The sequence below is a fragment of the Agrobacterium burrii genome, from assembly GCF_017313405.1.
Lineage (GTDB): Bacteria > Pseudomonadota > Alphaproteobacteria > Rhizobiales > Rhizobiaceae > Agrobacterium > Agrobacterium burrii.
Genome location: NZ_JAFLNA010000016.1, coordinates 67,844 through 80,447 on the forward strand (window position 1 = coordinate 67,844; position 12,604 = coordinate 80,447).

Annotated in this window: 11 protein-coding genes and 2 tRNA genes; 4 read left to right on the forward strand and 9 right to left on the reverse strand. The window is 60.2% G+C overall.

Translation table 11 applies throughout. From position 1 onward, the window contains the following. Positions 1–22: 22 nt before the first annotated feature. Positions 23–2,749, forward strand: a complete 2,727-nt coding sequence (gene ppdK / locus JZX89_RS24140; RefSeq protein WP_174372956.1) for a pyruvate, phosphate dikinase — start codon at positions 23–25, stop codon at positions 2,747–2,749. Here the strand turns inward: ppdK and JZX89_RS24145 are convergent. The 3 genes from JZX89_RS24145 to JZX89_RS24155 all read right to left on the reverse strand — a co-directional run bounded on the left by JZX89_RS24145 (position 2,727) and on the right by JZX89_RS24155 (position 5,138). Further along, entirely contained in the window at positions 2,727–2,999 is a 273-nt protein-coding gene (locus JZX89_RS24145) for a hypothetical protein (protein WP_149898760.1), read from the reverse strand. The two genes, ppdK and JZX89_RS24145, sit on opposite strands and share 23 nt — an antisense overlap. 205 nt (positions 3,000–3,204) lie before the next feature. Continuing rightward, complete coding sequence (locus JZX89_RS24150) at positions 3,205–3,603, reverse strand: hypothetical protein (RefSeq protein WP_207135562.1); 399 nt, start codon at positions 3,601–3,603, stop codon at positions 3,205–3,207. Positions 3,604–3,773: 170 nt separating this feature from the next. Continuing rightward, positions 3,774–5,138 (reverse strand): dicarboxylate/amino acid:cation symporter, encoded by a 1,365-nt coding sequence (locus JZX89_RS24155; protein ID WP_207135563.1) that lies wholly within the window; start codon positions 5,136–5,138, stop codon positions 3,774–3,776. 749 nt (positions 5,139–5,887) lie between these two features. Here JZX89_RS24155 and JZX89_RS24160 point away from each other — a divergent pair. After that, positions 5,888–6,808 (forward strand): DUF1499 domain-containing protein, encoded by a 921-nt coding sequence (locus JZX89_RS24160; protein WP_207135564.1) that lies wholly within the window; start codon positions 5,888–5,890, stop codon positions 6,806–6,808. 279 nt (positions 6,809–7,087) lie between these two features. Here the strand turns inward: JZX89_RS24160 and JZX89_RS24165 are convergent, their stop codons facing one another. Next, positions 7,088–7,996 carry an MBL fold metallo-hydrolase gene (locus tag JZX89_RS24165; protein ID WP_207135565.1) on the reverse strand — a complete coding sequence of 303 codons (909 nt, stop codon included), beginning with the start codon at positions 7,994–7,996 and terminating at the stop codon, positions 7,088–7,090. A gap of 203 nt (positions 7,997–8,199) precedes the next feature. Here JZX89_RS24165 and JZX89_RS24170 point away from each other — a divergent pair. After that, positions 8,200–8,274: transfer RNA gene (locus JZX89_RS24170), tRNA-Gln, on the forward strand. 12 nt (positions 8,275–8,286) lie between these two features. Here the strand turns inward: JZX89_RS24170 and JZX89_RS24175 are convergent. The 4 genes from JZX89_RS24175 to JZX89_RS24190 all read right to left on the reverse strand — a co-directional run bounded on the left by JZX89_RS24175 (position 8,287) and on the right by JZX89_RS24190 (position 11,696). Continuing rightward, the gene (locus JZX89_RS24175; protein WP_174372951.1) at positions 8,287–8,598 is read right to left on the reverse strand and encodes a type II toxin-antitoxin system RelE/ParE family toxin; all 312 of its coding nucleotides are present in this window, start codon (positions 8,596–8,598) and stop codon (positions 8,287–8,289) included. Next, positions 8,588–8,869: a type II toxin-antitoxin system ParD family antitoxin gene (locus JZX89_RS24180; RefSeq protein ID WP_149898766.1), complete on the reverse strand. Its 282-nt coding sequence runs from the start codon at positions 8,867–8,869 to the stop codon at positions 8,588–8,590. Before JZX89_RS24180 ends, JZX89_RS24175 begins: the two co-directional genes overlap by 11 nt. A 284-nt stretch (positions 8,870–9,153) precedes the next feature. Further along, the gene (mqo, locus tag JZX89_RS24185; protein ID WP_207135566.1) at positions 9,154–10,887 is read right to left on the reverse strand and encodes a malate dehydrogenase (quinone); all 1,734 of its coding nucleotides are present in this window, start codon (positions 10,885–10,887) and stop codon (positions 9,154–9,156) included. Between the two features lie 389 nt (positions 10,888–11,276). Next, a complete protein-coding gene (locus JZX89_RS24190) occupies positions 11,277–11,696 on the reverse strand; it encodes a hypothetical protein (protein WP_153513326.1) in 420 nt (139 codons plus the stop codon). 264 nt (positions 11,697–11,960) lie between these two features. On the opposite strand from JZX89_RS24190, the gene JZX89_RS24195 reads away from it, so the two are divergent. Further along, positions 11,961–12,037: transfer RNA gene (locus tag JZX89_RS24195), tRNA-Pro, on the forward strand. A gap of 263 nt (positions 12,038–12,300) precedes the next feature. Here JZX89_RS24195 and JZX89_RS24200 read toward each other — a convergent pair. Next, the gene (locus JZX89_RS24200) at positions 12,301–12,522 is read right to left on the reverse strand and encodes a hypothetical protein (RefSeq protein WP_142839283.1); all 222 of its coding nucleotides are present in this window, start codon (positions 12,520–12,522) and stop codon (positions 12,301–12,303) included. Positions 12,523–12,604 lie beyond the last annotated feature (82 nt).

Genomic DNA, 12,604 nt, shown 5'->3' on the forward strand with positions numbered 1-12,604 from the left:
GCTTCTGGGTGGAGAGCGTGGAATGAAAAAATGGGTTTATACCTTCGGCAATGGTGTCGCCGAAGGCAGGGCAGGTGACGTTGCAATATTGGGCGGCAAGGGCGCGAACCTTGCCGAAATGGCAAGTCTCGGCCTACCCGTCCCCCCCGGCCTTACCATCATTACAGATGCCTGCGCCCTTTATCACAAGAACGGCCGTGATCTTCCAGAAGACCTGAAGTTACAGGTCATGGCTGGCCTGCACGGCATGGAAAGCGTGACTGGAAAGACCTTCGGCGGCAGCCAGTCGCCGCTGCTTCTCTCCGTCCGCTCCGGCGCGCGCGCCTCCATGCCCGGCATGATGGACACCGTTCTCAATCTCGGTCTCAATGACCGCACCGTCGAGGCGCTGGGCCACGATGCCGGCGACGCCCGTTTTGCCTGGGACAGCTACCGCCGCTTCATCCAGATGTATGCCGATGTCGTCATGGGCCTCGATCATGAACTGTTCGAGGAAATTCTCGAGGATGAAAAAGGCCGCCTTGGCCATGAATATGATACCGATATGTCGGCGGTCGAATGGCAGCACGTCGTCCAGCTTTATAAAAAGCTGATCGAGGATGAGCTGGGCGAAGCCTTCCCGCAGGACTGTCACGTTCAGCTCTGGGGCGCCATCGGCGCGGTCTTCGCCAGCTGGACCAACCACCGCGCCGTGACCTATCGGCATCTGCACAATATTCCGGGTGACTGGGGTACGGCGGTCAACGTTCAGGCCATGGTCTTCGGCAATCTCGGCTCGTCTTCGGCAACCGGCGTCGCCTTCACCCGCAATCCTTCCACCGGCGAGGCGGAGCTTTACGGTGAATTCCTCGTCAATGCGCAGGGTGAAGACGTGGTCGCGGGCATCCGCACGCCACAGTCGATCACCGAGGCCGCGCGGCTGGCGTCGGGTTCCGACAAGCCCTCCATGGAAAAGCTGATGCCGGAGGCGTTCATTGAATTCCTGGCCATCTGCAAGCGGCTGGAAAACCATTATCGCGACATGCAGGATCTGGAATTCACCATCGAGCGCGGCACGCTCTGGATGCTGCAGACCCGTTCCGGCAAGCGCACCACCCGCGCCGCCATGAAGATCGCCGTCGATATGGTGGAAGCAGGGCTGATTTCGCAGGAGGAGGCCGTTTGCCGCATCGAGCCGTCCTCGCTCGACCAGCTGTTGCACCCGACAATTGATCCGGGCATTTCCCGCCCCATCATCGGTTCCGGCCTGCCGGCCTCTCCGGGAGCGGCGACGGGGGAGATCGTCTTCACCTCGGAAGAGGCTGTTGCGGCAGAAGCTGAAGGCCGCCGCGTCATTCTGGTGCGCATCGAAACCAGCCCGGAAGATATTCATGGCATGCATGCCGCCGAAGGCATTCTGACGACGCGCGGCGGCATGACCAGCCACGCCGCCGTGGTGGCGCGCGGCATGGGCATCCCCTGTGTCACCGGTGCCGGTTCCATGCGCGTCGATATGCGCAACAAGGTGCTGATCGGCGTCGGCTGCATGCTCAAGCGCGGCGATATCATCACCATCGATGGCTCTTCCGGCCGTGTGCTGAAGGGCGAAGTGCCGATGACGCAACCGGAACTGTCAGGCGATTTCGGTAAGCTGATGATCTGGGCTGACAATCTGCGCCGCATGACGGTACGTACCAATGCCGACACCCCTGCCGACGCCCGCGCCGCCCGCGCCTTCGGTGCCGAAGGCATTGGCCTGTGCCGCACCGAACATATGTTCTTCGAAGGCGACCGCATCCATGTGATGCGCGAAATGATCCTTGCCGAAAGCGAAAAGGGCAGGCGGGCGGCGCTCGACCAGCTTTTGCCGATGCAGCGCTCGGATTTCACCGAACTGTTCCAGATCATGCACGGCCTGCCGGTGACGATCCGCCTGCTCGACCCGCCGCTGCATGAATTCCTGCCGAAGACCGATGGCGAGATCGTCGAGGTGGCGGCCGCCATGGGCATGCCGCAGACGGTGTTTCGCCAGCGGCTGGATGCGCTGCACGAATTTAACCCCATGCTCGGCCATCGCGGCTGCCGTCTGGCGATTTCCTATCCGGAGATCGCCGAAATGCAGGCGCGCGCCATTTTCGAAGCCGCCGTTGAGGCGGCGCGTATCACCGGCGCGCCTGTTGTGCCTGAGATCATGGTGCCGCTGGTCGGCCTGCGCTCAGAGCTGGATTATGTCACCGAGGTTATCGATCGCGTCGCTGCCGCCGTGGCGGAAGAGACCGGCATGGAACTCGAATATCTGACCGGCACCATGATCGAGCTGCCGCGTGCGGCCCTTCGTGCCCATGTGATTGCGGAAGCCGCGGAGTTCTTCTCCTTCGGCACCAACGATTTGACGCAGACGACCTTCGGCATTTCCCGCGACGATGCGGCGCGCTTCATCAACACCTATCAGCGCAAGGGCATCATCGAACGTGACCCGTTCATTTCGCTCGATTTCGACGGTGTGGGGGAGTTGATCCGTATCGCCGCCGAGCGCGGCCGCCAGACGCGGCCGGAACTGAAGCTCGGCATTTGCGGCGAACATGGCGGCGATCCGGCCTCGATCCATTTCTGCGAGGATGCGGATCTCGACTACGTGTCCTGCTCGCCCTTCCGCGTGCCCATCGCCCGCCTAGCCGCCGCGCAGGCAACGCTTGCGGCAAAGGCGGACAAAGGCAAGGCGGCAAGCAACGTCGCCTTCATCCCCATCAGGGGTTCTGTCGGACGATGATCTGACGCTCGACCACGACCGGCCGGTAGAACATGTCGCGGTTCATCTGCGCCTGCCAGGCGCGGTTGTCCGCACGGCGGTCGAGATCGAGGTCGAGAAGGCATCCGGCCATCTGGTCGGTGCCGGTGCGGAAACCATAACCCCGGCACGTCGCCTCATCCCGCGCCCGCCGCTCTTCCGGCGTCAGCGTCTGGCAGGCGGTGAGCGCCAACATGGCGGCAAGCGAACCGAGGACGATGGAAACGCGCATCTTGTTTCTCCCTTGAAAAGCGTAACCGGGCGGCTGTTTTATTGCCGCGATTGATACGCTTGTTTTCATACGGGGAAAAGCCGCGTTGGGGTGGAAAGTTGCATTCCGCCTGTGCTGGAGAAGGCGCGCGGCAGATGGCCGCGTGGGCGGGCTTGCTTCCAGCGCGACGAATGACGCCGCAGGAAACCAACCAACTTGCGGCAGGTCAGGAATGGCGCAGGAAAGGAGGCGGGAAGAAACCTTGCACAACAAGCCAGTCGGCAAGCAGAAGTGCAGGAACGCCGACAAAGACGAGACCACCCATAAACCCGATCAAGCCAACCGTGGCGCGTTTCCAGGGGCGGGTTTGATAAAGATAGATCGCGAGCCCAACTGGAGCGAGCAGAATGGTCGCCACTTTGGCGGCGGAACTGCGCTGAAAGTCTTTTTTGGCGGCATCCTCTATTTGCCACCAGGAAAACAGCGTGAGGATGCCAACCATCTGCACCAGATCATTTGCGGTAAAGGAGCTTGGAGGTCCGGCAGGCCAGATAGCCGCGTCGATGAGAAGCCCAAGGGATATGAAGACCAGCAGACCAACATAGATCCAGTTACGTTTCGTCATGTGCACGGGTTCCGCTGAAATATGCGTTGTCATTGGAATGACGCCGCCCGCAAGTATCATATCACTGGTAGTGAAATCGCATTCCCAAGCCTAGTGCTGTTTGGAGCAGCGGAAAAGGTCTTCGGGGGTCATTTCCGCTCTCCGCGGAGCCGACCCCCAGATTATAGCAATCAGGCCGGGGCTACCTCCCGGTCATCGAGCGCGTCGATGTCCTTGGCGTTGTTATAAACAGCTTCATCCAGAATGCCCTCACGCTTGGCAACAAGCGTCGGCACCAGAGCCTGACCGGCGACGTTGACCGCCGTGCGGCCCATGTCGAGGATCGGGTCGATGGCAAGCAGCAGGCCCACGCCTTCGAGCGGCAGTCCGAGCGTGGAAAGCGTCAGCGTCAGCATTACCACAGCACCTGTGAGACCCGCTGTTGCAGCCGAACCGAGCACCGAGACGAAAACAATCAGCACATATTCCTGAATGCCGAGCGGGACCTGGAAGAACTGTGCGATGAAGATCGCCGAAATCGCCGGGTAGATGGCGGCGCAACCGTCCATCTTGGTGGTGGCGCCCAGCGGCACGGCGAAGGCGGCATATTCGCGCGGCACGCCGAGGCTCTTTTCCGTCACGGTCTCGGTGACGGGCAGGGTGCCGATGGAGGAGCGCGACACGAAAGCAAGCTGGATGGCCGGCCAAGCGCCCGCAAAGAAGCGTGACGGCTTCAGGCCATGGGCGATCAGCAACGCCGGATAAACCAAGAAGAGCACCAGCGCGAGACCGATATAGACGGCCGCAGCATACCAGCCGAGCTGCGACAGCGTCGTCCAGCCATATTGGTCAACCGCGCGGCCAAGCAGGCCGATGGTGCCGATGGGGGTGAGGCGGATGACCCACCACAGGATTTTACGCACGATGGCGAGCAGCGACTGGTTGAAAGCGAGGAACGGCTCCGCCGCCTTGCCTGCTTTCAGCGCCGCAACGCCAAAGGCAATCGATACCACGAGCAGCTGCAGAACGTTGAAGTTCAGCGAAGTGCTGCCGGAACCGTTATTGATTTTGGTAGACGCTTCAAGGCCGAAGACGTTGGCAGGAACCAAGCCCTTGAGGAAGTCCAGCCACGAACCGGTGGAGGAGGGGGCTGCCGCTGCCGTATTGGCAATCGCCGTGTTGACACCCGGCTGAATGACGAGGCCGAGCACGATGCCGATGACCACGGCGATGAGCGCCGTGATGGCGAACCACAAGAGCGTCTGCCATACCAGCTTTGCCGCATTGGAAAGGTTCTTGAGATTGGCGATGGAAGCGACGATGGCCGTGAAGATCAGCGGCGGTACCAGCGCGCGCAGCAGCTGCACGAAAATGCTGCCGATGGTCTGCAGCGTTACCGAAAGCCCATTCGGGCTGCCGGCGGCATCGGGACCGATGTTGCGCGCAACGAGCCCGAGCAGCAGGCCGATGACCATGGCGCTCAGAACCTGAAAGCCGAAATTGCGATAAAAGGGTTTAGGCCCGGATGAGCGGGCGGGCGTCGTTGCCTGTGACATGGCTTGTCTCTTTATTGTGCAAGAAAACGAGAATGTTGCACTTTTTACACGCATTCTCGAGGGAGGTCGCCGAGGATACGCCGATTTCCTCAGCAATTAAGGGATGAGCTTGCGTATTTGTTGCATTGTCGGGGAATTATTCTCCTAAGCGCCACTCATGCGGAAAAATATTCCGATTTCTTGTTGCCGTGGCCTCTCGGCCCGTCGGAGCGATACCGGAGGCCCGGAGAGCGTCTGCATTTGGCAGGAGTGTGCGTACCCCCAGACCATGTCCACTACTGTCCGGATTAAATTTTCGAAGAAGGCACAGGTCGTGGCTTCTATTATATTTTTGGCCGCACCGTCTCGAACTGGACACGAAAGAAGATCAGCGTCGTTAGATGGTAAGGCCGGGCATGCCACTCAGTCATCGTCATCCTCGGGCGTGTCCCCAGGATCTGCAACGTATTGATTTTATTCAACGTGATTAGATCCTCGGCACAGGGCCGAGGATGACGTCGAGAGAATTCGCACTCATTGCAGGGGACTGCATCCTGCCCGGAAATTTAAACCGGACAGCAGTGGATCATGTCCGGCATCACGGAAGAGAGATCTTCGGAGGTTGTGAGCACGCTTTACCCGCAGATCGGCTCCCTCCTTTGTTTTCCTCGCCGCAAATCCGGTCTATGACATCATATGCAGGTGATTCCCTTGCCAGATTTCGGGTGCAACGCTTTTACGCCAATGCGATCTTACGGATATCCGCTTCCATGACTGTGCGTTTCGTCCGGCCTTTTTCGGTTGCAGCCTATCTTTCCCGCTATCTCGGGCTAGTGGCGCTGGCGCTATTTCTGATTGCCGCCGGTATCCACCGTTTCGGGCCACTGACGACGCCTGACCTTGTGGGGTTGCTGATGATTGCCGCCGGCATCGCGCTCACGGCGGTGCTTCTGGCGCTGATCGGCCTTGAGCGGCTGTGGACAAAGGGCGCGCGGGGCGGGCTTTCGGCGCTTGCCGCCCTGCTTCTATCGGCCCTGCCGCTCGGTGTGGTCGGTTACGGCGCATATCTTTATTGGCAGCAGCCGAAGATTTACGATATCTCCACGGATCTGACCGACGTGCCGGAATGGCTGGTGGCACCGGCGGCGAACCAGCAATGGCTGGCAAGGCCCACCGTGGTGGCAAAGGAAGACCGGGACGCGCAGGCGATTGCTTATGCCAGCCTTGCCGGCCGCCGTTATGAAGGCGCGATAGACCGTATCTATGCCGCTGCCAAGAAGATGGCCGCCGCCCAGAATATCCGCATCACCCATACCAGAGGTGTCATCGGTGCGGTGGAGCCGCCCTCCGTCGGCGTTCCCGAACAGGACAAGACGCCGCCCGGCGAAGAGGGGCCGGTGGAAGACCTGCCCTCCATCGTGCCTGTGCCCATGGCCCGCCCGGCCGAGGCGCCGCAGCCCACCTTTTTTAACGGCAGCGGCGTGGTGCTTATGCAGGGCGAAACGCGCACCCGCATCTGGGGCCTGCGTTTCGATATCCTCATCCGCCTCAAGGAAGAGGCGGAAACTACCATCGTCGATATCCGCGTGGCCTCTCGTTACGCCCCGCACGATCTCGGCATGGGGGCTGCGATCGCGGAGGCCTATCTCGATGCGCTGGATGCGGAAATGCAGGGGTTGAACGACAACTGAGACGTTTTGGGTGAATGAAGCAGAGGTGCTGCGGGTCGTCTTGATTGTGTGGCAGTGGCGTCGCCGCTTGTTTCTTCTCCCCGCCGGGGAGAAGGTGGCCCGAAGGGTCGGATGAGGGGGCAACGTTGCCGTATCTCACCACCCTTGCCCCCTCATCCCGCTGCCGCGACCTTCTCCCCGGCGGGGAGAAGAAACAAGCGGCTTCCGCTCGCCCCCATCAATGGGTGAGCGGGTGGCGAGGCCAGAGCAAGCCTTGATGTCGATCGCCAGAAATATCCGTTAAGCCGGAAAATATTCGCCCAGCAGCGAAGGCGCACCCTCGGTCTGTACCTCGCCCTTCTCGATCAAATCTTCGATATGCGCCAGCACGGACAGTGCGGCCGCCCCATGCAGGCGCTTGTCGGTGCTGGCATAGATCACCTTCACCATCTCGGCGATCGACCGGTCACCCTCGCGGATACGCTTTAGCACCGCCTTTTCCCGCATGCGGCGGTGGGCGCGCAGCCCGCGCATGAAGGCCGCGGGGTCGGTGACCGGCCCGCCATGGCCGGGCAGGAACAGCCGGTCGTCGCGTGTCAGCAGCCGTTCCAGCGAGGCCATGTAGTCGCTCATCGCTCCATCCGGCGGTGCGACGATGGTGGTGGCCCAGGCCATGACATGATCGGCGGAAAAGACGATGCCGCTGCCATCAAGCGCAAAGGCGGCGTGGTTGGCGGTGTGGCCCGGCGTGTGCAGGGCAGTCAGCGTCCAGCCATCGCCGGAAAGGCTCTGCCCGTCGCCAAGCGCAATATCAGGCACGAAAGCCATATCGGAGCTTTCGGCAAATGGGTTGGTTTCACCCGCATAGAGCGGCCGGGCGGCGCGGTGCGGACCTTCCGCCACCGTTGTCGCCCCCGTGGCTTCCTTCAACCGCCGGGCAAGCGGCGAGTGATCGCGATGGGTGTGGCTGACGAAGATGTGGGTCACCTCGCGGCCGTCAAGCGCCGTCATCAGCGCCTGAAAATGCGCCTCATCCTCCGGGCCGGGATCGATGACGGCGACGGAACGGTCGCCGACGATATAGGAATTGGTGCCATGGAAGGTAAAGGCGGAAGGATTGTTGACGGTGAGGCGCTGGATCAGCGGGGCGACAGGAACCGCCTCGCCATAGGCCGGCTTGAAATCGAGATCGAATGCCGGGTCCGCCATCAAGACCTCCTGAATGAATGCCATGCCGCCAGTGCCGACGGCGCCCGCCGCACAATCGCCAAGCCCTATCATGCCGTCTGCGGCGCAGCATCCAAAAAGCTTGGGTTTTGTGAAAAAATTGGTCGCCGGGTCATTGCCGCGCCGGGCAGGCTTTGCTAATCAGGCGCGGTTCAGGCAGCAGCGTTTCGCTTTCGCTGCCCTGTTGGGGCGTCGCCAAGCGGTAAGGCACCGGTTTTTGGTACCGGCATTCCCAGGTTCGAATCCTGGCGCCCCAGCCATCCATTCCAAAGTCAGAACAATGTTCGCAGGTCTCGGCGACCATCGATCACGCGAACGATTTCCACGGAATATATTTCGCCGTCATCGGTATCCGGCACGGTTTCGTAGAGAATGACATAAGGTGCTTCGACGAGCATACGGGCAGACGGAAAAATTTCCGGATGGCGTTCGCCAAGATGGGGATGGTCGACCAGACTCACCGCCTTGGCGCGGAACCGAGCGAAATACCGCTCTGCGGCAAGAGGCTGTGATTTGCCAATATCGAGATAGATTTTCTTCACATCGCCGCGTGCGCGGGGTGTCCAGACAAGCTTAATGGTCACGATTTTTCAACGAAGCCAGTTCTGCACGCGCTTCATTCAGCGCCTCGTCAAAATCCACTTCGGTTGAACTGCCACTGGCTTTGCCCTCAGCCCACAACGCGCGCAGCTTGGCGATGTCGTCGCGTCGCTGGAGCCATTTTGCAGACCAGTCTCGCATCGCTTCACGGATGACTTCGCTGCTGCTGGCATAAGCGCCGCTTTCCACGGCATCACGCAAGATTTCGGCGTGCTGGGGCGTCATCGAGACGCTGATCTTTTCCACGTTGGCCACGGCTATCTCCATCATCTGGTAGGAATTATTACCACCGAGTATGTTTGGGGGCCAGATATTTCGGTGGCGGTATATCCGATGATGGCCAGCTTGCTATAACGTTAAGCGCGAAAACCTGTCCTCCGCCCTCCTCGGGCTTGACCCGAGGTCCACGATCCGTTGAAGTTAATGGATTCTCGGGTCAAGCCCAAGGAGGACGTTGAGTGCGGAGAAAGGCCTGCATCAACAAAAACGCCGCGCATCCAAAGACACGCGGCGTCTAATCTAACAATCGCGACGATGCCTTAAAGCGCGATATCCGGCACCTTCTTCACCGGCGCACCCGCAGGTGCCACACCGGCACCCTTCAGCGCATCAAGATCGATCTGCGGAGGGGTCGGCAGCTGCAGGTGTTCGGCGGTGTAGGCCCATTCCTCACGCACCTTTTCCGGGTCGTCATTCAGCTTGGTGCCGTAGCTCGGCACGATCTGGCGGATCTTGGCCTGCCATTCCGGCGTTGCCGCCTTGTCCTTGAAGACCTTTTCCAGGACGCTGAGCATGATCGGGGCGGCGGTGGAGGCACCCGGCGAAGCGCCGAGCAGGCCGGCGATGCTGCCGTCCTGTGCGGAGACGACTTCGGTGCCGAGCCGCAGCACGCCGCCCTTTTCTTCGTCGCGCTTGATGATCTGCACGCGCTGGCCCGCCTGCCACAGACGCCATTCGCCCTGCTTGGCATTGGGGAAATATTCCTTCAGCGCGGCAAAGCGGTCGTCATCCGACATCATCAGCTGGCCGGCGAGATATTCCACCAGCGGATATTCATCGATGCCGACGCGCACCATCGGCCAGGCGTTGCTTGTTGTGACGGAGGAGACGAGATCGAAATAGGAGCCTTCCTTCAGGAACTTGGTGGAGAAGGTGGCGAAAGGTCCAAACAGGATGACACGCTTGCCGCCCAGCACACGGGTGTCGAGATGCGGAACCGACATGGGCGGCGAGCCGACAGAGGCCTTGCCATAGGCCTTGGCCAGATGCTGCATCGTCACATCAGGATTGTCGTTGATGAGGAACGAACCGCCCACCGGGAAGCCGGCATAATCATCGGCTTCCGGAATGCCGGACATCTGCAGCAGATGCAGCGCGCCGCCGCCGGCGCCAATGAACACGAATTTAGCATCCACCACCTGTTCGGCATCGGTCTTCGTATTGGTGTAGGTCACGCGCCAGCTGCCATCGGCATTGCGCTGAATGTCGGAAACCTCGCTATTGACCTGCAGGTCGAAATTCTGGTCGCTTTGCAGATGCGACACGAACTGGCGGGTGATTTCGCCGAATTCCATGTCGGTACCGAGCGGCGACCACGTCGCGCCGATCTTCTGGGAAGGATCACGGCCTTCCATCATCAGCGGCACCCATTTCTTCAGCTGCTCGGGGTCGCTGGAATATTCCATGCCGGCGAAAAGCGGGCTGGCTTTGAGCGCCTCGTAGCGCTTTTCCAGGTAGGCGATGTTCTCATCGCCCCAGACGAAGCTCATATGCGGCGTGTGGTTGATGAAGGAGCGCGGGTTCTTCAACACGCCGTTGCGCACCTGCCAGGCCCAGAACTGCCGGGAAATCTGGAAGGATTCGTTGATGTTGACCGCTTGGCCGATCTTGATGTTGCCGTTGTCGTCTTCCGGCGTGTAGTTGAGTTCGGCAAGCGCGGAGTGGCCGGTGCCGGCATTGTTCCAGCCGTTGGAGCTTTCAAGCGCCACGCCATCCAGCCGCTCGAGCATCTGCATCGACCATGTGGGCTCCAGTTCGCGTAGCCACACACCGAGTGTCGCGCTCATGATGCCGCCGCCGATCAGAAGCACATCGACCTTCTTGGCGGTCGTGTTGGCGAGAAGCGGAGAGGAGGGCAGCGCCGCTGCGGCAATCCCGGCAAGCGCGCCGCCCAGAACCTGACGGCGGTTCATTGGAAAAGCGTGGGAAAGGGAAGTGTCCTGGGAGAGATCAGTGAGCTGGGATTTGTCTTGATCGATGGGAGTCACGGCCATACCTGATTCTTGTTTTGTGTTAAAAACACTCCTCCCAGCCGCCCCGTTACAGCAAAGCGCAAAGCGGCACAACCCGGACTTATTCACTCCAGTTCAAGCGCTTTCGCCGGGGTTTTGCCGGGACATAAGGTCGCAACGGCGAATTTCGCGGTTTTGCGGGTTGTCATTTTTCAGGATCGCGAAGATTAGGCGGTGCTTTAAAACGGTTGAAAGGGTCTTGTGAGCCGGATATCGCGCAAAGCCTCGCAATCCAGCCCTTGCAGGGCATCATCAGGCGGACCGAGCCGTTTCGGCTAAAATTTTTTGCAGAAAAATGGCAATAATCCCGAAAAAGTGAAAAGGCCCGCCGGTTGTGCGAGCCTTTCTGTTCCGATTTTCTGGCCGAAAATTCAGTTCGCGGCGAGGAATTCCGCGCAGTAGCTGGGGCCATTGACGCCGGGGCGGTCGGAGACCGTGCGCACGGAGGTGATCGTATAATTGCTGGAGACGACCAGCTGCACCGTGCAGGAGAGCGAGGCGGTGCGGGCGGGCGAAATCTGGCGACCCTTCTTGCCGTCCTTGCCTTCTTCGAACCTGGCCGGAACGGTGGCCTTCTTGTAACCGCCGCGCCAGTTATAGACGGTCGAGCTGCCGGATTCCGTGTCGCTCAGCGGCGGGCCGAATTTCGCGAAGAAAATACCTGCCGACTGACCGACCCACCGCGTTTCAACGGGGCTCTTCTGGGTGAAGGAAGGCACGGAGCCTTCCGATGTCGTGCAGGCGGAGAGCGCAATGGCGAGCCCTGCGAGCGTTACGCTGCGAAATAGCATGGTGAAATGTCCTTTGTGCCGTGTCCGGCTTCCCGCCGGTCATTCCGTTCCCCTAGCAGATTTGGCGGCGACGGGCAGGGGAGGTATGCGGCTTGACGAAAATTTCCTGCCACAATTGCTTTTTTGTAACGTTTTTCAGCCCTGCGCCCTTTGCCGCAAGCGGTTGGCGAGACGGCCTCGCTGTGGGGAGGAAACTTGTCATAAAAAATGCAATAAGCCGCTTGTCGAATGCCGGAGGCTGGTCTATAGAAGCGCCGCTGGTCACGGAGTGTAGCGCAGTCTGGTAGCGCACGTCGTTCGGGACGACGGGGTCGGAGGTTCGAATCCTCTCACTCCGACCAGCTTGAAGCCTTGTATTTACGATGGCTTGCAACTGATCCCGATATTTCCTGAAAATCCCTGAATCAAAGTCTCGTGCCGAACCGACGTCTGAGCCCCCCGGTCGGCTAGTATGCAGTCGACGACTGTTCGGAATCGACGCACGGTTGTTCCGTCGATTTGCGACTGCACAAGCATTTCTCATTCTCGTCAGTGCGAGAATGAGAAATGCAAACAACGGCCGGACGCCGGTAAGAGGCAATAGGACTAATCCAGTCGACCATTATCAGCGGTAGCGGTGGTCACCACGCCAGTCGCGGCGATCACGCCAATCCCTCCGGTCGCGCCAGTCGCGACGATCATAATCACGGTAGTGGCGATCGCGGTCATAGGTGCGGTAATACACGCCGGTCGTATAGTATCCGCCGCTCCGGTATCCTCTGTCGTCAACACAGCCGCTCAGGATGCCGACCGAAACCAGACAGATCGCTGCAGTCAAAATTTTCATGATCTTCATCTCCCAATGACGAACCCCAACGTGCGCTGGAGTTCGTAGTTCCATGGTTGAGAGAGTGACGTGTCGGCCATTA